Origin of the sequence: Pseudomonas sp. IT-P2, from assembly GCF_949767575.1 — a bacterium.
Lineage (GTDB): Bacteria > Pseudomonadota > Gammaproteobacteria > Pseudomonadales > Pseudomonadaceae > Aquipseudomonas > Aquipseudomonas pharyngis.
This window is the reverse complement of sequence record NZ_CATKQA010000022.1, coordinates 406,420-427,676: the sequence shown is the minus strand read 5'-3', so window position 1 is coordinate 427,676 and position 21,257 is coordinate 406,420. Positions and strand designations below refer to the sequence as shown.

The following is a 21,257-nucleotide window of genomic DNA, read 5'->3' as shown; positions in this document are numbered from 1 at the left end:
GGAGTCTCCTGATGAGGGCCACCCGCCTGAAACTGGCGAGCGATGGGGGGATTGTAAGGACAGTTTTGTGCCCGGCCTTGTCGCCAAGCGACAACTTCTTATAGCGCAAACCCCGGATTTTCCCGGGTTTACGGCAATGCGACATATACCGTCGCAAAGGCGCAGTTTAAACCGTCGACGACAATTGCAGCAGGCCCGAGAAGATATCAATTGCAGGCCACAGCGAGGTCATATCTATATACCGCACCCCACTCGGGACTTTTTGATTTGCTTGGCTCATTTCCAGACGCCAAGGCGCAATCCCATGCAATCACCGACCGAACCACAACCGGGCGTCATACCCGGCAATCCCCCCTCACACTATCAACTTCTGGTGGATGCGATCCCCGAATGGCTGAGCCAGGCCTCTTCCAGCCGGCGCGCGGCATTGAAGAACAACCGGCGCGCCGTCACCGACAGCATCAGGAAAGCCCCCCAGGCACAGCACGATCAATTGCGCGCCGCGATTGCCGGGCATATGCAGGTGCAAAACGGCATCGACCAGAGACTTGAGCAAGTGCAGGACGCCAGCGCTTATGCCGAGCCCCTGCTCAAGGCGGCACTCAAGTCACGATTCGGCCTGGAGCTGGATGTGAAGGAGACCTTCCTGCGCCTCTATCTGCCTGCCACCACGCCCATTTTCGGCATCAGGACAGGTGTGCGCAGCTGGACGGTTTCCCTGATCGATGCCGCACTGCACAACTTCCAGAAGGACGAGACCCGGGACGAGGCCTACGACCCGGACTCCGGTTTCATCACTCGCCCGTCCCAGACCGGCCAGTTCGAAACCTTGCCGCAGATCCGCGCGAAGATCAGCATTCCCGCCTTCATCAGCCTCTGCCGGGAGCTGGATATCGGCGCCAGCTATAAGGCCTATCTTGAAGACTGTCTGGGCATCTCCAACCCGGTCGTTGCCGCCATCCTGCCCGACAGGCTGAGGGAGAGTCAGAAAACCGCCCTGAAAGCGGCCCTGCAACTGGCACGCATCAACGGAGACATCGGCGAGAACTGGTTGCGGCTGATCAACGGGATGCTCGACGGCATACAGGGCATGCGCATCAACGGTCACACCTTGCGCTGCCAGGATTTGACGATGATGTCGGCCCCCCTCACCGGCATCGTGGTTTTCGCGGCGGATCTGGAACAGGCGAGGGTCGCACTCGGAGTAGTGGCCTACATACCGGGCGACCCGGAACACCCGATCAAGGAGTACGCCTCGAGTGCGGACATGGAAAAGGAACTGGCCCGCCAGTTGCGTTCGCCGGAGTACCAACGCTTTTTTGTCCAGTTCGTCGGCCACGAACAACGAGGGCATTTCCTTGCCGATCTGAACCGGCGCCTGAGCCAGGTGAAATGGCATAAACCGGAGTCAGGCAGCCAACTGCCCCCCTGGCGAGACACACCGATCGAAAAGCCCAAGCTGCAACTGGCTGTATCGCCCATCACCGGCGACCTCTGGGAACACCTCTACCAACGCAAACTGAATAAAATACTCAACGACGCGGCCACCCTTGCCGTCCCGACTGCCTACGCCGACCGAAAAGCGCGCTGGGCGCTTTGGGATTCCCTCGTCGACATAGCCTCCTCGATCCTGCAGATCGCCTCGTTTGTCGTGCTGCCCTTCGTGCCGTTCCTGGGCGAAATGATGATGGCTTACATGGCCTGGCAATTTCTCGACGAGGTCTTCGAAGGCATTGTCGACTGGGCCGAGGGGGCCGTCACCGAGGCCGGTGAACAATTGTTCAGCGCCCTCGAATCGCTGGTTCAACTGGGAGCCTTCGCCATCGGCGGCGGCATCGCCATGACGGAGCTGCCCAAGGTACTGCCACCGAGCGTCGTCTCATTCGCTGACCGGTTCCAGCCCGTCAAATTGCGCAACGGCAAGACCCTGTACTGGAAACCGGACCTCAAACCCTACGAAAGCCCGATCGTGCCCCCAGAAGGTGCCGCACCCGACCAGCAAGGGTTGCACTGGCATCAGGGCAAAAAACTGATGCCGGTCGATCAGAAGCATTACGCGGTCAGCGATCACGCCCATCCCGACAAGTTGCAGATCGAACACCCGACCCGACCGGATGCTTACCGCCCGGTCGTCTTTCATAATGGCGAAGGCGCCTTTCATACCGAACTCGATCGACCGCTGGAATGGGATAAGGCGGTTGCATTGCAGCGTCTGGGTCCGAACATCGAGCCGTTCTCCCCCACCCGTCGCGAACAGATCCTCAAGGTCAGCGGTTGCCACGAAGATGCCTTGCGCAGGATGCACGTCGATCACGAGCGCGTCCCCCCGCTGCTGGCCGACACGATCCAGCGCTTTCGGATCGATCAGGATCTGCAGGATTTCATCAGCAGGATGGCCAGCGACCAGGCCGAGGACTACCTTCGTGCCGATCCGCTGCTGCAGCTCCAGCTGCTCAATGATCAAAAGCTGCTGCCTGGCACCCGACGCCTGCGCCTGATCGATGGGCAAGGAGAAGTTCTCTGGCAATCCTCCGCCGATGAACATCTGCCGATCATTGACCTTCCCCAGGATCGACTGGTCGACGGCGACCTGCTCAAGACCTTGCTGCAGTCGCTCGGCGAACAGGACATCAACGCCCTGCTGGCGGAAGAGTTCGGCCAGATGATCGCCCTGGATGCCCGCACTCGCCAACTGAGAAGCCGGATCGCGCAGATCGCGACATCGCGCCGTACGGCATTGTTCGAGGCACGCTATCAGGCGCTTCAACATCGCGAAGATGCGCTGGTGAAAAAGGTTGCAGTGAAGGAGCCGCACCTGCCCGCCAGGCTCACCGAAGAATTGCTGCACACGGCCACGGGTACCGAACTGCTGGCCATCGACGCCGGAGAATGGCCGGAGCGCCAACAACATCTTGCCACCGCCGCGACCCACGAACTGCGCATCGCCCGTGCCTATGAAGGCCTGGAGCTGGACTCGGTGCACAACCCGGATACCGATACGCTGGCGTTGCACAGTCTCAAAAGGCTGTCGGGATGGTCGAAGGATGTCCGACTCGAAGTCCGGGCCGGATCCCCCGAGGGAGCATTGCTGGACAGCACCGGTCCGCAATCGGCCGCTGTCCGGAAAGTGCTGGTGCGCAGAACCGATGGCCACTGGCAACCGTTTGATGATCAAGGGCTGGAATTGCACGCGCCCACCGATTTCTACACCTGCGTGTTGCAGGCATTGCCGGATGCGCAACGACAGGCCCTGAACCTGCAGATCGGCGAAGGCACAAAACTCAGGCAAGCCATTCGTGACAATCCAGTGGATCGGAACGACCTGCGCCTGACGATTTCCGATATCCCCCAGCAGCCAGAGGTCGTCGACACATTGCGACTGGTCGGTACACAAGGCTATGCCCGGGAAAACCCGCAAAGTCCGCGCACCCTGGAAAACCGCATCAGGCAGGTTTATCCAGGCATGGCGGACGACGATATGCCTGCCATGGTGCAGCACCTTCGAAATCACCCTGACGGCCCGCTCGCGGAACTGTCGCGCCTTCAGCTCGAGTACGCACAACTGGACAGCGACCTGACCCACTGGACGATCAATACTCCGCGGGTCGATCCGGACACAAGACAGGCCCTTTCACCGATCCGACACGCAGCCGCCCAGCGCGACCGCCAACAATTCGCCCATGCAGTGCGTCGCTGCTGGCGCAGGGAAACGTCGGAGCCGGGCGGTTTCCGATTGCAGTTTGCAGAGCCTCTGACGGGCGAACTGCCGGTCCTGAGCGCGAATTTCGATCATGTCACCAGCCTTGAGCTGACAGGCTCCGACAGCAATGGCCAGATCGTCCGATTCCTGCAAGGTTTCACACGCCTGCGACGACTGGCATTGAATCACTTCGACCTGGATGACCTGCCGCACCCGATCACCACCATGACCTCGCTGCGACAACTGAGGCTGCGCCATTGCGGCATTACTCTCACTCCGCAAAACCAGTTGCTGCTGTCATCGCTCAATGAGCTGACCGCCCTTGACCTGCAAGGCAATCCCCTGGGCATCACGATGGACGTCAATGCCCTGTCGGCACTGCATCACCTCAACCTGACCGATACCGGAATTTCCGAATTGCCCCACGGCTTGCTGGCTCACCCACGGATCAAAAGTGTCTGGCTTGCCAACAACCGGCTCACCGCTCTTCCCGAGGTCATGTTCGAGTTCTCCCCCGGCACCACCGCTGGATACGATTTTTCCGGCAACCCGTTTTCCAGCGTCACGCGGGAACGGATAAAGGTCTACTTCAACCGGACAGGCAACCACATGGGCGTGCGGGCCGCACAATCGGAGATCGACCGGACCAAGGCCCTGTTCACCGATCTCAATGATCGTCAGGCCAGTGAGCTGGTCTATCGATTGCCGGGGTCGCTCATTCAAGGGCAGATCCAGCTGACTCGCTGGGAAACCGAGATTGCACAGATGACCGCCGACCTGGCCGCCTGGGTCAGGGACATACCCGACCGCAACCCGCTCACGGGCGAACTGTTCAGCTTCGATGAGCGACTCGCCGAGCACTCGGCGCGAGACGTGTTCGCCGGGCGGCTGGAACGGCTCTGGCGTCATCGCTCGACAGCGCATTCACTGATGAGGGCGGAAGTGTTCACCGCTCAAGCGACGTTCAAGGGGGAGATGCCCGAGCTCACGGCCGATTTCAGCCACATCACCACGCTGTCCATGACCGGCAACAAGGGCATCAGCAGCATCGGCGCCTTTCTGCGCACCTTCCCACGCCTGACCAGTCTGATTCTTCAGGACTTCACACTCGAAGGTGCGTCCCAGTCCCTGGCGCAGCAAAGCGCTCTGACAACGCTGACGTTGAACAACTGCGACTTGAAATTCACCGCCGAAATCCAGGCGGCACTGGCAGCGATGCCCGAACTGGAACTGCTGGAACTGCCTGACAACCCGCTTGGCAGCGCACCCGATCTGAGTGAACTGGGCGAACTGACTTACCTTGATCTGTCCAACACCGGCATCGTGGAAGTGCCCCCCGGCCTGGCGGGCCATCCAAAACTGAAAACCGCCATCATCAGCGAAAACCGCATAACAGAAATTCCCGACGCCTTTTTCTCGCTCCCGGCCCGCGCCAGCGAAGGGCTCGATTTTTCCGGCAACCCGTTGACCGCCGAGACGCGGGAAAGAATCAAGACCTATTCCCGCGAGCACGGCCCGGACTTCGGCGTCCTCGCCGACCCGACGGATATTGGCATCACCAAATCGTTGTTCCCCGGTCTGGACGATGAAGAAGCCAGTGAAGTGTTCTATGGCTTGCCTGGCGATATCGAGCATGGCCGCTCCCGGCTCAGGCACTGGCAGGCGGAGATTGAACAGCTCTCGTCGGACCTCGCGCACTGGATCAATGCGACGCCGACCAGACACCCGATTACCGGGGAGACGATGAGTCCGACGCAAATGTTCGCGGAGCATACGCAAAGAACGACATTCGCCCGGCAACTGGAACAGTTCTGGCGTGCGAGAACACCGGACACCCCCAGGCAAAGGAACGACACACTGATCCTGAACGTTGCGCTCATCGGTGACCTGCCTGCCCTGTCGGCGGACTTCAGTCACGTTTCCGACCTCTCGTTCAGAGGCAACAATGCACTGAACGCAATGGACACCTTCCTCGACTCGTTCAGCGGACTGCGACATCTGGAACTGCATGACTTCTCCTTCAATCAACTTCCCCCGGCCTGTGAACGCATGCCGTCGTTGCAGCGCCTGATCATCGAAAACTGTGCGTTGACATTGACCCCGCAGACACAGGCCAGCCTTTCCTCCCTGAGCCGGCTGCAATACCTGAACCTGAGCCGCAACCCATTGGGCGCCCCGCCCTCGCTGTCGGGCATGACGGCACTGGTGCATTTGCGACTGACAGACACGGCAATCACCCGCCTGCCGGACGGCATGTTCGATCACCCACGACTGAGTGCCGCCATCCTGGACAACAACCTGATCAGCGAGCTGCCCGATGGCGTGTTCAATATCCCGTCACCACACCCCGCGCAACTGAGCTTGACCGGTAATCCGCTGAGTGCGGCCAGCCTCGAACGCATCAAGGTCTACTTCCAGGAGAAACGGCAGAATTTTGGAGTCTTCATGCCTCAAGAGGATCTGGACCGGACCCTGTCGCTCTTTCCAGACCTGGATCGCGAGGATGCCAATCGCGTGCTGTATCTGTTGCCGGGAACGCTTGAGGACGGCCGGATGCAGATTGCGAACTTGGAAACGCAGTGGCAACAACTTGACGAAGATCTCACCGCCTGGGTTGTCGATGTACCCGAGCGCTTCCCGGCCACCGGTGAGTTGCTGAGTAACGATCTGCGACTGGCAGAACAGACGGATCGCGAAACATTCCGCCGGGAACTCGAAGCGTTCTGGCGTGAACGGTCGCAAGAACAGCCCGAGATCAGGTCACAGACGCTGAACCTCAATATTGCGTTTGTCGGCGACCTGCCTCCATTGCGCACAGACTTCAGCCATGTGTTGAGCCTGTCGCTCATCGGCAACACGCAACTGCGGGTCAACGACCGTTTTCTTCAGTGTTTCAGCGGGCTCAAGGCTTTGGAGTTACGCGACCTGGGACTGGGACAGTTTCCGCGAGCGATCACCGGGATGCCTGCACTTGAAGAGCTGGTGTTAAGCAATTGCGACCTGGTACTGGACAACGAGGGCCAGACGGCTCTTTCGGCGCTGACCCGACTCACCAGCCTGGATCTCTACCGCAATCCGCTGGGCCGGGCGCCCGATTTGCGACGCATGACAGCCCTCGAGTATCTGGATCTGGCCAGCACCGGCATCCGCGAACTGCCCGAGGGGCTGCTGGATCTGCCGAACATCGAGACCGTGGTACTCAACAACAATCAAATCACTGACATTCCCGTGGGCGTCTTCGAACTGCCAGCCACTGCAGGCGCCGGCTACGACTTTGGGGACAACCCGCTGAGCGCCGGCACTCGTGAGCGCATCAAGGATTACTTTCGTCGCAACGGCGAGGATCTGGGCGTGCTGGCCGAGCCGGCGGATATCGCCCGCGCCCGCACACTGTATCCGGCGCTGGACGATGAGCACGCCAGCACTTTCGTCTATCGTCTGGACGGCACGCTGGCGGACGGCCGAAACGAGTTGACGCGCCTGGAAGCAGAGCTCGAAACGCTGCGGGGAAATCTCGCTGCATGGGAAGCCGACATTCCCGACCATCCGCTGACCGGACTGCCGCTGAGCACGCAGGAGCGCCTGCAAGAGGAATACAACAGGGCGCTCCTCGCGGAAGGGTTGTTGATGTGCTGGCGCAAGATTCCGGTGGAGGGTGGGAGCGTTGCCGAGCATCGATTCACCTCGACCGTTTCGGTTCGGGGTGAACTGCCGACATTGCAGGTCGAGCTCAGCCATGTGTCGGACTTTTACCTGGTCAATACCGCCGACCACTGGCCACGCCTCGGCCGGTTCCTGGACGCGTTTCCCAACCTTGAACATGTCGATATCCGTGGCTACGACCTCGGCACGGTGCCCGAGGCCATCTTCAGGATGAACCGGCTCACCACCCTGAGTCTGCCCGCCTGCCGTATCACCCTGACCTCGCATGAAGTCAACGGGCTGGCCGGGCTGCATTCGCTTGAGCTCCTGCATCTGCAGGACAACCCCCTGACACTGACGCCCGACCTGAGCAATCTGCAGCGCCTGAGCGATCTCGACCTGAGCACCACCGGCATCCGCGAAATCCCCAGGGGCGTGCTCGAAAATCACAACTGGATGGAAATCGACCTGTCAGGCAATGAAATCACCGAAGTTCCGGACGAACTTCTGGAAGTACCGGCCTACATCGGTGATCGTTACGACCTGCGCGGCAACCCCTTCTCCGCCGAGGCCATGAACCGCATTCGTATGTATTACCAGGAAACGGGTCATACGCTGAATGTCGACAACGTGGTCGGACAGCAGGCTCCTGTAACTCGTCCCGGTGTCGCCATGGAAGATTGAAAGCCCTGAAAACGACAACGCCATGGAATCGGAATCCATGGCGTTGGTCTTGCGGGTCATCCGCGCTCGGGTGGCACCGAGGACAATTCGAAAGGGCTGCTGCTGCGCCTCTGGTTGCGATCCTCCCGCGGGGTGGCGCCGAAGAAGTTGCGGTAGGCGCTGGAGAAATGCGGCCCCGAGGAGAACCCGCACGACAGGCCGATCTGGATGATCGACTTGCTGGTCTGCATCAACATCTGCCGGGCCTTGTTCAGGCGCAGTTCCAGGTAGTACTGGCTCGGCACGCGGTTGAGGTATTGCTTGAAGATCCGCTCCAGCTGGCGACGGGACACGCACACATGCTGGGCGATTTCGTCGGTGGTCAGTGGCTCTTCGATGTTGGCTTCCATCAGCAGCACCGCCTGGGTGAGCTTCGGATGGCTGGAGCCGAGACGGTTCTGCAATGGAATGCGCTGACGCTCGCCGCCTTCGCGGATGCGCTCGACCACCAGTTCTTCGGAGACCGCACCGGCCAGTTCCGCGCCGTGATCACGGGCCAAAACAGCGAGCAGCAAATCGAGCACCGACATGCCGCCGCACGCCGTCAGACGATCGCGATCCCAGTCGAACAGATGGCTGGTGGCGATGACTTTCGGGAATCGCTCGGCGAAATCGTCCTGCCAGCGCCAGTGCACCGCCGCGCGGTAACCGTCGAGCAGACCGAGTTGCGCCAGCGGATACACACCGGCCGACAGACCGCCGATTACACAACCGGCACGCACCAGCTGCTTGAGCGCGCTGCTGAGCGCCGGCGCCAAAGTGGTCGGTGGCTCATCAGCGAGCAGGAACAGTTTCTGGAAGTTTTCGAGCTTGCCCGCCCAAGGTTCGCCGGGCAGTTGCCATTCACCTTCGGCCGGTGCTTCGGCCTGCAGGAACGACAACTCGTAAACCACGTCCGGATGCACACGCTGGGCAACACGCAAGGCCTCCTCTGCCAGCGCCAAAGTCAGAGCTTTAGTGCTGGGCCAAATCAGGAAACCAATTCGATGGGCAGTCATGGCGGGCGATCCGAAACGTAAACAGAGGGAAAAACCGAAATCGGCTGCAACCAAATTAGACCATCTGGCGCGCTGCGCAGCATGACCTAATCTGGTGCATAACGGGAGCGATTACTTGAGGCTGCCCGAGAGGAATTGTTGCAAACGTTCCGATTGCGGATTGACCAGCACTTCACGCGGGTTGCCGCTTTCTTCCACGACGCCTTTGTGCAGGAACACCAGCTGGTTCGACACTTCACGGGCGAAGCCCATTTCGTGGGTCACCACCACCATGGTCCGGCCTTCCTGAGCGAGGGCCTGCATGACTTTCAGCACGTCGCCGACCAGTTCCGGGTCGAGGGCCGAAGTCGGTTCGTCGAACAGCATCACTTCCGGTTCCATCGCCAGCGCACGGGCGATTGCCACACGCTGCTGTTCGCCACCGGACATGTGCCCCGGGAACGCATCCTTACGATGAGCCACGCCGACCTTGTTCAGGTAGTGTTCGGCTTTCTCGCGGGCTTCGGCCTTGGACACGCCCAGCACGTGAACCGGCGCTTCCATGATGTTTTCCAGCGCGGTCATGTGCGACCACAGGTTGAAGTGCTGGAACACCATCGACAGGCGCGAACGCATGCGTTGCAGCTGTTTCGGATCAGCGGCTTTCAGCGCGCCGTCCTTGTTCGCCACCAGCTTCAGCTCTTCGTTGTTGAGCAGGATCTTGCCCGCGTGCGGCTGCTCGAGCAGGTTGATGCAACGCAGGAAAGTACTTTTGCCGGAGCCACTGGAGCCGATGATGCTGATCACATCGCCGGCGGCCGCTTTCAGGGAAACGCCCTTGAGCACTTCGTGACTGCCATAGCGTTTATGCAGGTCTTGGACTTCAAGTTTGTACATGCGGTCGGTTCTCACAAAAACAGTCAGTCGTTGAGCAAAGGGCCGTCGCGCAGCGCATCGCGCCCCGCCACTTTGGCCAGCCAGAAACCGGGTTGGGCGTAACGCAGCCGCTCAATGGCAAACAGCACCCCGGACGTACCAGCACACACCGTGCTGACCCGATCCGACAGCGGATCGATCACTTCGAAAATCTTGTCACCGGCTTCAACCCACTCGCCGGGCTTGCGCAGAAAACTCACCACGCCGGGATGCGGCGGCAGGAGCAATTCAGTGCCCTCGAACGGCATGCCTTCGCACGGCTCGTGCGCCGCGCTCGGCCACTCGCCACGGATCAGGCCCTGCTCGGCGAGGAACGCCAGAATGCCTTCTGCCCAAGCCTCGGCCTGCGTCGGCGTGGTGTCAGCCTGACCGCCGAGTTCAACGGTGGTCGCCAGGCACGCCAGTGGAATCTGCGCGTCCGGAAACAGCCGCGACAGGCGCAGCCACGGCAGCGAGCAAGCCTCGTCGAACGAGCTGCCGCCGGAGTCTTCCGCCAGCAGGCCGACTTTCACATCCAGGTGTGCGGCGAGCGAACGCCACTGCGGCCAGTGCTGCGGCAAGGCGTACATGTGCAGCGCGGCTTCGCAGTCGCAATGCAGATCCAGCACCACATCGGCGGTGGCGGCGTGTTGCAGCAGGATGCGCTGCATGCCTTGCAACTGGCTGCTGGCCTCGGGCAATGCGGCCAGATGATCGGCCATTGCCTGACGGATCAGACGGATGTTGGCGTGCGGATCATCACCGAGCTGTCCTTCCAGCCTGGCGGCCACTGGTGCGCTGAGCTCGACGAAATCACGGTTGAAATTCTTGCCGCTGCCGGCCTCGAAACGGCCCTGATGATTGCCTTGCAGCAACTGGCCGAGACCCAGCGGGTTGGCCACCGGCACCAGTTCGATGATGCCGTTGAGCAGGCCCTTGGCTTCGAGTTCGCCGAGGCGTTTTTTCAGTTCCCAGGCGGTGCGCATGCCGGGCAGTTCGTCAGCGTGGAGGCTGGCCTGGATGTAGGCCTTGCGCTCGCCGCTGCCGAAGCGAAAAACCGAAATCCGGCGCTCGCTGCCCAGGTGGCTCCACGGCAGAACGTGGTCGATGCGTTCCATATCAGTGCTTCCTCGGGGCCAGGTAGCTCAGCCAGCGACGCTCGGCCAGCTTGAACAGGCGCACCAGAATGAAGGTCAGGCACAGGTAGAACACGCCGGCGGTGATGTACGCCTCGAACGGCAGGTAGAACTGCGCGTTGACGGTACGGGCCGCGCCGGTGATGTCGATCAGGGTCACGATGGACGCCAGACTGGTGGTCTGCAGCATCATGATCACTTCGTTGCTGTACTGCGGCAGCGCCCGGCGCAGGGCCGATGGCAGCAGGATGCGCTTGTACATCTTGAAGCGCGACATGCCCATGGCCTTGGCCGCTTCGATCTCGCCATTCGGCGTGGCCTTCAGGCTGCCGGCGATGATTTCGGCGGTGTAGGCGCTGGTGTTGATCGCGAACGCCAGGCACGCACAGAACGTTGCGCTGGACAGCCACGGCCAGAGAAAGCTTTCACGCACCGCTTCGAACTGAGCCAGACCGTAGTAGATCAGGAACAGTTGAACCAGCATCGGCGTGCCGCGAATCACGTAGGTGTAGAGCCAGGCTGCGCCATTGACCACAGCGTTCTTGGATACGCGCATCAGGCCCAGCGGCAGGGCCGCGAGCAGACCGAAGAACAGCGACAGCGCGAGCAACTTGAGGGTGGTGACCAGACCGCCGAAGTACAGCGGCAGAGCCTCCCAAATGACGTTGTAGTCGAAGATCATAGATCAGCCGCCCTTACGCCTACCGAGTAGCGCTTCTCAAGGTGACGCAGCGCCAGCAACGAGACGCTGGTGATCACCAGGTACATCGCCGCCACTGCGAGGAAGAAGGTGAAAGGCTCGCGGGTGGCGTCGGCCGCCTGCTTGGCCTTGAACATCATGTCCTGCAGACCGACCACGGAAATCAGCGCGGTGGCCTTGGTCAATACCAGCCAGTTGTTGGTGAAGCCCGGAATCGCCAGACGAATCATCTGCGGCACCAGCACCCGGAAGAACACCTGGAAGCTGCTCATGCCGTACGCCATGCCGGCTTCGGCCTGACCTTTGGGGATCGCCATGAATGCGCCGCGGAAAGTTTCCGACAGGTACGCACCGAAGATGAAACCAAGGGTGCCGATACCGGCGGCCAGCGGGTTCAGGTCGATGTAGTCGTCATAGCCGAGCATCGGTGCGACGCGGTTGAGCAGGTCCTGACCGCCGTAGAAGATCAGCAGGATCAGCACCAGGTCGGGAATCCCGCGAATCACCGTGGAATACAGATCGCCCAGCCACGCCAGCCAGCGCACCGGCGACAGGCGCAACGCGACGCCGATCAGCCCGAGAACGATGGCCAGGGCCATGGACGACAAGGCGAGCTGAAGCGTCAGCCAAGCGCCATCGAGGATGACAGCCCCGTAGCCTTTCAACATGATTCAGGTCCTCGAAAGTTGGGATGAAAAAATGGCGCAAACCGCAGAGATCCTGTTGCTTGCGCCATTTCGGACGGGTCGAGCGACGTCTTTACTTGCCGTAAATGTCGAAGTCGAAGTACTTGTCCTGGATTGCCTTGTACTTGCCGTTCTCGCGGATGGCCGCGATGGCGGTGTTGATCCTGTCTTTCAGGGCGTCGCCCTTGCGTACCGCGATACCAACGCCGTCGCCGAAGTATTTGACGTCGGTGAACGCCGGGCCGACGAACGCGAAGCCTTTGCCGGCGTCGGTTTTCAGGAAGCCGTCATTCAACAGCGTAGCGTCCGCCACGGTGCCGTCGAGGCGGCCGGCGGCCACGTCGAGGTAGATTTCGTTCTGCGAGCCGTACGGCTTGATCTCGGCACCCAGCGGGGCCAGGACTTCGCGGGCGAAACGCTCGTGGATCGAACCACGCTGCACGCCAATGTTCTTGCCTTTCAACTCTGCCAGACCTTCGCTGACCTGAGTGCCTTCCTTCATCACGAGGCGGGCCGGGGTGTTGTAGTACTTGTTGGTGAAGTCCACGGACTTCTTGCGATCGTCAGTGATCGACATGGACGACAGGATCGCGTCGATCTTGCGCACTTTCAGTGCCGGGATCAGACCGTCGAACTCTTGCTCGACCCACTGGCACTTGACCTTCATTTCTTCGCACAGCGCGTTGCCGATGTCGTAGTCGAAACCGACGATGCTGCCGTCCGGCGCTTTGGATGCGAATGGAGGGTAAGCCGCTTCGATACCGATTTTCAGAGGCTTTTCATCGGCGAATGTCGGCAGGGACAGCACGGACAGTGCCAGGGCGCCAAGCAGCACAAGTTTCTTCATCTTGGGACTCCATCGGTAAAGGGCAAAAACGGCAGAGTGAGCGACAGCCCAATATGCGAATGGGTGTAACGAAATCGGTTGCTGCGTGCGTGGGACAGTTCCAGTCAAAACCGCGACGGCTTCAACGCAAGCCACGACGAGCGAGTGATCGGCATTCTAACGACAGGCCCGAAGCCGATATTTCTTCAATGCGACAACTAATTACAGATGCACCGAGAAACCCGCTTGAGCACATTGACAGCCCTGCAATTTCATGCAAGAGCGAAAGACAGTGAACCGATCTATGCTGCAAATTGCGGGCCTATTATTCGCAAACCCTTCTAATCCGGCAAGCGCGGGGTTATGTCTTATTTTTCACCGGGTGTTTTGAGGCTCTAAAACGGGGCGATGCGTTTCCGGATGCCCCGTTGCGGAGCGGGCGGTTACACATTCAGTTACTTGAAGGCGGACGGGTAACAGTGGGAAGTGTCTGACGGATGAAACCGATAATTATTGGAAAACAAAAAGCCCCGCCCGGCGCGATGCCGGACGGGGCTTTTTCAGCCTTCAGACCCGCCGCTACGCGACGTTCATGGTCTTGTGCGTATCGATCAGATGCTGCACCACACCCGGATCCGCCAGGGTGGAGATGTCGCCCAACCCTTCGTATTCGGCGGTAGCGATCTTGCGCAGGATGCGGCGCATGATCTTGCCCGAACGGGTCTTCGGCAGCCCCGGCGCCCACTGGATCACGTCCGGCGAAGCAATCGGCCCGATCTCTTTGCGCACCCAGTTCTTCAGCTCCAGGCGCAGTTGCTCGCTCGGTTCTTCGCCATTCTTCAGAGTGACGTAGACATAAATGCCCTGCCCCTTGATGTCGTGCGGCACACCGACCACCGCCGCTTCGGCGACTTTCGGATGAGCAACCATCGCGCTTTCGATCTCGGCAGTGCCCATGCGGTGGCCGGACACGTTGAGCACGTCGTCCACGCGACCGGTGATCCAGTAGTAACCGTCGGCATCGCGACGGGCGCCGTCACCGGTGAAGTACATGCCACGGAAGGTCTTGAAGTAGGTGTCAACGAAACGGTCGTGGTCGCCGTACAGAGTGCGCGCCTGACCCGGCCACGAATCGAGAATCACCAGATTGCCTTCGGCCTCGCCCTCGATGATGTTGCCGAGGTTGTCCACCAGCGCCGGCACCACGCCGAAGAACGGACGTGCCGCCGAACCCGGCTTCAGCGCGTGAGCGCCCGGCAGCGGGCTCATCATGTTGCCGCCGGTTTCGGTCTGCCACCAGGTATCGACGATCGGGCAGCGGGACTTGCCGACGTTCTTGTAATACCAGTCCCAGGCTTCCGGGTTGATCGGCTCGCCCACCGAACCCAGCAGACGCAGGCTGCTGCCGTCCGCGCCTTCAACGGCGGCGGTGCCGGAGGCCATCATCGCGCGGATCGCGGTCGGCGCGGTGTAGAGGATGTTGACCTTGTGCTTGTCGACGATCTTCGCCACCCGGGTGATGTCCGGGTAGTTCGGCACGCCTTCGAACAGCAGCGTGGTCGCGCCGTTGGCCAGCGGGCCGTAAACGATGTAGCTGTGACCGGTGACCCAGCCGACGTCGGCGGTGCACCAGTAGATTTCGCCCGGACGGTAGTCGAACACGCGCTCGTGAGTCATGGCCGCGTACAGCAGATAACCGCCGGTGGTGTGCTGCACGCCCTTCGGCTTGCCGGTGGAGCCGGAGGTATAAAGAATGAACAGCGCTTCTTCGGCGCCCATCTCTTTCGGCGCGCAGACAGTGCCCGCCACTTTCATCAGGTCTTCGTACCAGATGTCGCGATGCTGGTTCCACTTGATGTCGCCGCCGGTGCGCTTGCACACGATGACTTTCTGGATGCTGCTGGTTTCCGGGTTGGTCAGGGCGTCGTCGACATTGGCCTTGAGGGAAATCTTCTTGCCGGCACGGATGCCCTCGTCAGCGGTGATCACCACTTTCGAGCGGCAGTCGATGATGCGACCGGCCAGGGCTTCCGGCGAGAAACCGCCGAACACCACCGAGTGAATCGCGCCGATCCGGGTGCAGGCCAGCATGGCGACCACGGCTTCGGGGATCATTGGCATATAAATGGTCACCACGTCGCCGCGGTGCACGTCCTGGCCACGCAGGGCGTTGGCGAGTTTGCACACTTGTTCGTGCAGTTCGCGGTAGGTGATGTTGCGGCTTTCGGAAGGATCGTCGCCTTCCCAGATGATGGCGACCTGATCGCCGCGCTCGGCCAGATGACGGTCGAGGCAGTTGTAGGAAACGTTCAGGGTGCCGTCGGCAAACCACTTGATGTCGACATGGTGATCGTCGAAGGAAGTCTGTTTCACCGTGGTGAAAGGCTTGATCCAGTCGAGGCGCTTGGCTTGTTCGCGCCAGAAGCCGTCAGGGTTGACGACCGACTGTTGGTACATGGCTTTGTAGGTCGCCTCGTCGGTCAGCGTATTGGCCAGAACCTCGGGACGAACGGGATACAGGGAAGCCGCACTCATCTTTCCTACCTCGGTGTAATAGTTGTTTTTGTATGACCCTGTTGTAGCCGGGGCGCCCGTATAGAACCATTCGACGATGGTAGTAACAAGCCCCTACAAAACATCCAGAAATGCCCGAACCACCTCTGAAGCAACGCACGCAACCCTTGTGGGAGCTGGCCTGCCAGCGATTCGGACGACCCGGTTTCCCGAGAAAACCGCAGCGCTGGTAACACCATCTCCAAGGATTGTTACCAAATCTGCCAAAGGTGTTTATCAAAACCGGGTCTGTTTACCCCTGCCCCGCCTCCCTAAAATTCACCTCGCCGACAAGGCAAAGCGATTAACAAGGTTACAGCCCCCACGAAGGCCGTTAATCCAGTTCTGAAGTAACAAAGCAAAACGATGAAGTTCCACACGCAACCCCAAAAAGGTTGCGTGACCCCACTCGACCTCAAGAAGGTAAATTTCAAATGAAAGCTTTATTGGTTCTGGCCCTCAGCAGTCTGTGCGCAACCGCCATGGCAGACGAGGTTCCGACTGATGTCGCACAGCAACAACCAGCCATCGAGGAATACACTTACTCCACTCACCTGGACATCGCCAAAGTTGTTTCCATGAGCGAAGTTCCGAATGTCTGCGAAGTTGTTCCGGCAAAAATGGAGTACGACGACTCTAAGGGTCAGCGTCACATCCTGCGTTACAGCATCATGGGCAACGGCTGCACCAATTGATGCGTTGAGACTGCACCGAATCGGATCACTCAGCGCAACATCGAGGGTCGATTCCAGCCCGGCTTCGGTCGGGCTCAGTTGTGTTTGAAGCGGCGCAAAAGGGTTGCAAAACACAAGATATAGTGAAAAACGCGGTTTTTTGCTCGTTTTTTGAGCAATCAATCACACGCCAAAAAATTAATGAAAAAATTTTCTCCGGGGCCAATCCCGGCGAAAGCCCTGTAAACCCTCGCTCCGATCGAAATCACCCACGCGCTCGACCGCCCTGCGCTGTTTCGCCCTCCCCCACGCCCGTGTTTTTTTCCCTATAATGCCGCCCTAATCGGGTCAGCAATATTCCCTTACAGGGATCAAAGCCATTCTGAAGCCCCGCAGCAGCGACAACGCTGACCTGCGCCCGTCAGAGGCTCTCGGAAACCCGTAAAAATTTTCTGTTTATTGCCTGCGTAGCACCGCTGCAAAAAACGACATCCAACGCGGCCTGTACGGCCGTGTGAAAAACCAACCAATCAGTTTTCACACGGGCACAGGCCCTCACGCAGGAGACGACACGTCATGCTGAGCTGGGACGAATTCGACAAAGAAGACAGTGAAGTAGCAGCAGTGAAAGGCGCCAACGCCGGCCACGCTAGCGAAGCCAACATGGACCGCCTCGACACCGCCGGCGGTGCCGCCGCCCTCGAAGCCCGCGCCGTGACCGCCGAAGACTCGGCCGCCGTGGCCCGCGCCAAGGCTGCACTGGATTCCCTCGACGTTGCCGAAGGCCTCGCCGAACTCGAAGGCTCCGCCGCCCGTGTCGCCGTTGACGAAAAGCGCATGATCAACTGCCGCGCCGACCTCAACCAGCTCGTGCCATTCAAGTACGACTGGGCCTGGCAGAAGTATCTCGACGGCTGCGCAAACCACTGGATGCCGCAAGAAGTCAACATGACCGCCGACATCGCCCTCTGGAAAAACCCGGAAGGCCTGACCGACGACGAGCGCCGCATCGTGATGCGCAACCTCGGCTTCTTCTCCACCGCCGACTCCCTGGTGGCCAACAACCTGGCCCTGGCCGTGTACCGCCTGATCACCAACCCGGAATGCCGCCAATACATCCTGCGCCAGGCCTTCGAAGAGGCGATCCACACCCACGCCTACCAGTACTGCATCGAATCGCTGGGCATGGATGAAGGCGAGATCTTCAACATGTACCACGAGATCCCGTCGGTCGCGAAAAAAGCCGCCTGGGGCCTGAAATACACCCGCGCCATCTCCGACCCGGAATTCAACACCGGCACCGTCGAAACCGACAAAGAGTTGCTGCGCAACCTGATCGCCTACTACTGCGTTCTGGAAGGCATCTTCTTCTACTGCGGCTTCACCCAGATCCTCTCCATGGGCCGCCGCAACAAAATGACCGGCGTCGCCGAGCAGTTCCAGTACATCCTGCGCGACGAATCCATGCACCTGAACTTCGGCATCGACGTGATCAACCAGATCAAAATCGAAAACCCACACCTGTGGGACGCCGAAATGAAGGAAGAAGCTTCGCAGATGATCCTGCAAGGCACCCAGCTGGAAATCGAATACGCGCGTGACACCATGCCTCGCGGCGTACTGGGCATGAACGCAGCGATGATGGAGGACTACCTGAAGTTCATCGCCAACCGTCGCCTGTCGCAGATCGGTTTGAAGGAAGAGTATCCAGGGACGACTAACCCGTTCCCTTGGATGAGCGAGATTATGGACTTGAAGAAAGAGAAGAATTTCTTTGAGACTCGTGTGATCGAATACCAAACTGGTGGTGCTCTGAGCTGGGACTAATCGTCTCGCGCGTCACGATTTGACGATTGCTGCTTGAGTCGTCGAATTGAGAAAGCAAAAAGCCCCGATTTGATCGGGGCTTTTTTATGGGCGACTGGTTGCCCTTTTCCGTCCCTACGTTGCAGAGTTCAATCTCCTACAGCACTTACAGCCGCTTCGCATTGAAGCCAACTGCAAGCACCTCTAAGCTCAATTGCAGGTGCCTAAGAAACACCCAACGTAGAAAGCTTGGCCAGTTACACAGACGTACATGTCGTCGGTGGAGCTGCCCCGCTCGTTGGGATTTCTTAAGTCCACTCTACGTTGGGGTCAGGCCCTCCAAAAATCTAACGTAGAGGTAATGGATATGCCCGATCCTTTTTCTGTAACAGTCTTCTCTCGTCACAACCTCGCACTACACGCCCTTCTGCTCGAAAACCAAACGTGGTTCTGCGCTCGCGATGTCGGCCGCTTGATGGGTGTCCATCTGTGCGAACGCATGGTCAACAAGCTAGATAAGGATCAACGTCGCGTTTTGTGGATTGAGTATTTTCGAAAACCCGAAAAGCAACTGATGCTCAGCGAGTCCGGGGTTTATGCGTTGCTGGTGTATCACTACGTTCCAGGCAATCGTTTGTTGCGTGAGTGGTTAACTCTTCAGGTGGTGCCGGCCTTGCGCGATGCTGAGTACTCAGGACATTCAGAACGGCCGATGTTGAGTTTGTTGGATTGGCCGGAGATGTCATTGAGTCTGCTGCATTGGCAGGATGAAGGCTGGATTCGGCTGCGGGATATGCCTTACCTGCTGAATGATCAGACGCAACGGCGGACAACGGGGAAGCCTTGGTGGCGAAAGGTTGCGCAGGTGTTTCAGTCTTCGAGGCATTCCATGGGCTAGTGATGGTGGTTATAGGACTTCGCGAGATCCGTCGTTATTTTCTGTAGGAATTTTCGTAGACATCTGTAATGGCCACTCAGTATCGTCCGAGGGTTTTCAACCCTCGGCGATTTTATGAGCGACAAGAAAAAAGACACTGACTGGACTGTTTCTGAGATTGAGGCAGCGGTTGACGCCTATCTGAAGATGTTTGAGCTTGAGCGAATCGGCCAAAAATTTAACAAAGCACATGAGAATCGCGTGCTGCGTGCATCTGCGTTGCACAACCGCACTGAAGGCTCAGTTGAATTCCGCATGCAGAACATCTCTGCCGTTTTATTGAGAATGCACAGGGAATACATCAAAGGTTACAAGCCAGCTAGAAACGTTGGGTCCAACGTTGAACCAGCCATACGAGCAGTATTGATTGCAAAAGGGGTCACGCTTGGGGATCCAACGATTGCGACTGCGGATGAAGAAGCACTAGAACAGAGAGCTCTGGCTCTAGAAAAACTGCCTCTTGAAGACGAACCTGAGGGGATTGTGAAACCGAAGCGCGCTCCCGCCCAAAGCACTGCATTTATACGTGATCCGAAAGTTAGAGCCTGGGTCCGTCAAAAAGCCAAAGGGATATGTGAAGGGTGCGGTGAACCGGCTCCGTTCACAAAAAATGACTCGCCCTACCTTGAGGTTCATCACGTGAGGCATTTGGCGAATAAGGGTTCTGATCGAATCAGCAACGCTGTAGCACTTTGTCCGAACTGCCATCGACGCTGCCATCACTCGAATGACAGCAAAGAGTTCACCGAGTCCCTTTATGACAGGGTTAAACGGTTGAAGCGTGAGTACCCGAACCGCAAAACTATGTAATGAGTGAGCTTGCTCCCTCGCAAAGGTGATGAGTGGCCGGCAGTGGCGGTGCGAGGATTGAGCCTGGGATCGCCAACAAGCCGGCGCCCACTGATTCCGCATCATCCCGAAAACAATCAGTGCAACCCACCCCACCACCCGCTATTAATACCCCCTCCCCCACTCAAGGACCCGAGCCCCACCATGAAATTCGACCTCGCCTACTGCCTCAGCCTCGACGACAAACTGTCGATCTATGACGTTCGCGATCTCAATTTCGATGAGACGGTGGCGTTCGACTCCGCGAAGGAGCATTTCCAGTGCCCCAACGACGCCTGTCGTTCGGCGTTCGAAGCTTCCAACGAGTTGGGTACGTTCAACGCCAAGAACGTGAATTACGTGCGCACACCGCACTTCAAGAATCTGCCCGGTACGCAGCATGTGGCGGGTTGTCCGTATGTGAGTTTGAAGACGTCGGCGTCGGGGGTTGAGGCGGCGGATGGGGAATCGGATGACGGGCGGGAGGAGCATTTCCCGTCGGAGTTGTTGCTGACACGCCGTGAGTATGTGCGCAAGCCTGCCGCGCCTGCGGGGGCGGCGGATGTGTTGCGGGATGATCCGGTGCGGGTGGCGACTACCGCCTCAAAAGAATCGCCGAGTCGTGAGACGGCGCCGGACAAGACCAGTGTTTTCGCTCACCCCGTGGAGTGTTTTGTGTCGAACTTCGCGGACAAGGATTTGCTCAAGCGCATGCCGTTGAAGATTGGCGAGCATACGGCGCCGTACAGTTCGTTCTTCAAGAAGATCGAGTATTTGATGGACAACAAGGGGCTGATTTACTGGGGCCGGATCAAGAAGATCGAGGACTTTCACAGCGCCAGTTTCCGGATCGATTTCGAGGACAAGGTCTGGTTCAAGAAACCGGATGACAGCAAGAAGAAGCCTTATCCGGTCAGTGTCTATCTCAATAAAAAGCTGATCGACAACTACCGCAAGCGCAAGGCGTTTCTGGAAGAGATCAAGCACGCGATCGACAGTGACAAGGAGTTGTTCTGCTTCTTCTATGGTGTGACGCCGGAGTTGAAGCAGGTGCCGGGCAAGAAGAACCCCGAAAAGCCTTTCGAGGTCTTCAATGCCAATATCGAGAACCTGGATCACTTCATCATTCGTGAAGCGCCGGGTCTGGCGTGATG

The 21,257-nt window shown here is 59.0% G+C and carries 13 protein-coding genes; 6 read left to right on the top strand and 7 right to left on the bottom strand.

The annotated features are described in order from the left end of the window. Positions 1–304: 304 nt before the first annotated feature. Complete coding sequence (locus ACM6JM_RS14565) at positions 305–8,026, top strand: dermonecrotic toxin domain-containing protein (RefSeq protein ID WP_414882117.1); 7,722 nt, start codon at positions 305–307, stop codon at positions 8,024–8,026. A 56-nt stretch (positions 8,027–8,082) separates the two neighbouring features. On the opposite strand, the gene argR is transcribed toward ACM6JM_RS14565, so the two are convergent. The 7 genes from argR to acs form a co-directional block, all read right to left on the bottom strand. Continuing rightward, complete coding sequence (gene argR, locus ACM6JM_RS14560) at positions 8,083–9,063, bottom strand: transcriptional regulator ArgR (protein ID WP_011335538.1); 981 nt, start codon at positions 9,061–9,063, stop codon at positions 8,083–8,085. A gap of 111 nt (positions 9,064–9,174) precedes the next feature. After that, positions 9,175–9,939: an ABC transporter ATP-binding protein gene (locus tag ACM6JM_RS14555; protein WP_003227281.1), complete on the bottom strand. Its 765-nt coding sequence runs from the start codon at positions 9,937–9,939 to the stop codon at positions 9,175–9,177. A 23-nt stretch (positions 9,940–9,962) separates the two neighbouring features. After that, entirely contained in the window at positions 9,963–11,075 is a 1,113-nt protein-coding gene (locus ACM6JM_RS14550; RefSeq protein ID WP_414882116.1) for a succinylglutamate desuccinylase/aspartoacylase family protein, read from the bottom strand. Position 11,076: 1 nt separating this feature from the next. Next, the gene (locus ACM6JM_RS14545) at positions 11,077–11,775 is read right to left on the bottom strand and encodes an ABC transporter permease (RefSeq protein ID WP_039772064.1); all 699 of its coding nucleotides are present in this window, start codon (positions 11,773–11,775) and stop codon (positions 11,077–11,079) included. Next, the gene (locus ACM6JM_RS14540) at positions 11,772–12,461 is read right to left on the bottom strand and encodes an ABC transporter permease (RefSeq protein WP_007951063.1); all 690 of its coding nucleotides are present in this window, start codon (positions 12,459–12,461) and stop codon (positions 11,772–11,774) included. The genes ACM6JM_RS14545 and ACM6JM_RS14540 overlap by 4 nt, the downstream gene beginning before the upstream one ends. A gap of 91 nt (positions 12,462–12,552) precedes the next feature. Then, complete coding sequence (locus ACM6JM_RS14535; protein ID WP_414882115.1) at positions 12,553–13,326, bottom strand: ABC transporter substrate-binding protein; 774 nt, start codon at positions 13,324–13,326, stop codon at positions 12,553–12,555. A gap of 558 nt (positions 13,327–13,884) precedes the next feature. After that, positions 13,885–15,840 (bottom strand): acetate--CoA ligase, encoded by a 1,956-nt coding sequence (acs, locus tag ACM6JM_RS14530; RefSeq protein WP_007951065.1) that lies wholly within the window; start codon positions 15,838–15,840, stop codon positions 13,885–13,887. A gap of 452 nt (positions 15,841–16,292) precedes the next feature. Here acs and ACM6JM_RS14525 point away from each other — a divergent pair, with 452 nt between their 5' ends. From ACM6JM_RS14525 to ACM6JM_RS14505, 5 genes are all read left to right on the top strand, one after another. Next, positions 16,293–16,553, top strand: coding sequence for a DUF2790 domain-containing protein (locus ACM6JM_RS14525; protein ID WP_011335542.1), 261 nt, complete (start codon positions 16,293–16,295; stop codon positions 16,551–16,553). 555 nt (positions 16,554–17,108) lie between these two features. Next, positions 17,109–18,359, top strand: a complete 1,251-nt coding sequence (locus ACM6JM_RS14520) for a ribonucleotide-diphosphate reductase subunit beta (protein ID WP_039772059.1) — start codon at positions 17,109–17,111, stop codon at positions 18,357–18,359. Positions 18,360–18,705: 346 nt separating this feature from the next. Next, complete coding sequence (locus ACM6JM_RS14515; RefSeq protein ID WP_039772115.1) at positions 18,706–19,236, top strand: Bro-N domain-containing protein; 531 nt, start codon at positions 18,706–18,708, stop codon at positions 19,234–19,236. 114 nt (positions 19,237–19,350) lie between these two features. Then, entirely contained in the window at positions 19,351–20,085 is a 735-nt protein-coding gene (locus tag ACM6JM_RS14510) for an HNH endonuclease (RefSeq protein WP_039772057.1), read from the top strand. 183 nt (positions 20,086–20,268) lie between these two features. Next, on the top strand, positions 20,269–21,255 hold the full coding sequence (locus ACM6JM_RS14505; RefSeq protein ID WP_414882114.1) for a hypothetical protein: 987 nt from the start codon (positions 20,269–20,271) through the stop codon (positions 21,253–21,255). Positions 21,256–21,257: the final 2 nt, after the last annotated feature.

What these genes read in the sequence shown, in the direction of transcription:
- ACM6JM_RS14565 (WP_414882117.1), top strand. Translation starts at nt 305, where the DNA reads ATGCAATCACCGACCGAACCACAACCGGGCGTCATACCCGGCAATCCC.
- argR (WP_011335538.1), bottom strand. Translation starts at nt 9,063, where the DNA reads ATGACTGCCCATCGAATTGGTTTCCTGATTTGGCCCAGCACTAAAGCT.
- ACM6JM_RS14555 (WP_003227281.1), bottom strand. Translation starts at nt 9,939, where the DNA reads ATGTACAAACTTGAAGTCCAAGACCTGCATAAACGCTATGGCAGTCAC.
- ACM6JM_RS14550 (WP_414882116.1), bottom strand. Translation starts at nt 11,075, where the DNA reads ATGGAACGCATCGACCACGTTCTGCCGTGGAGCCACCTGGGCAGCGAG.
- ACM6JM_RS14545 (WP_039772064.1), bottom strand. Translation starts at nt 11,775, where the DNA reads ATGATCTTCGACTACAACGTCATTTGGGAGGCTCTGCCGCTGTACTTC.
- ACM6JM_RS14540 (WP_007951063.1), bottom strand. Translation starts at nt 12,461, where the DNA reads ATGTTGAAAGGCTACGGGGCTGTCATCCTCGATGGCGCTTGGCTGACG.
- ACM6JM_RS14535 (WP_414882115.1), bottom strand. Translation starts at nt 13,326, where the DNA reads ATGAAGAAACTTGTGCTGCTTGGCGCCCTGGCACTGTCCGTGCTGTCC.
- acs (WP_007951065.1), bottom strand. Translation starts at nt 15,840, where the DNA reads ATGAGTGCGGCTTCCCTGTATCCCGTTCGTCCCGAGGTTCTGGCCAAT.
- ACM6JM_RS14525 (WP_011335542.1), top strand. Translation starts at nt 16,293, where the DNA reads ATGAAAGCTTTATTGGTTCTGGCCCTCAGCAGTCTGTGCGCAACCGCC.
- ACM6JM_RS14520 (WP_039772059.1), top strand. Translation starts at nt 17,109, where the DNA reads ATGCTGAGCTGGGACGAATTCGACAAAGAAGACAGTGAAGTAGCAGCA.
- ACM6JM_RS14515 (WP_039772115.1), top strand. Translation starts at nt 18,706, where the DNA reads ATGCCCGATCCTTTTTCTGTAACAGTCTTCTCTCGTCACAACCTCGCA.
- ACM6JM_RS14510 (WP_039772057.1), top strand. Translation starts at nt 19,351, where the DNA reads ATGAGCGACAAGAAAAAAGACACTGACTGGACTGTTTCTGAGATTGAG.
- ACM6JM_RS14505 (WP_414882114.1), top strand. Translation starts at nt 20,269, where the DNA reads ATGAAATTCGACCTCGCCTACTGCCTCAGCCTCGACGACAAACTGTCG.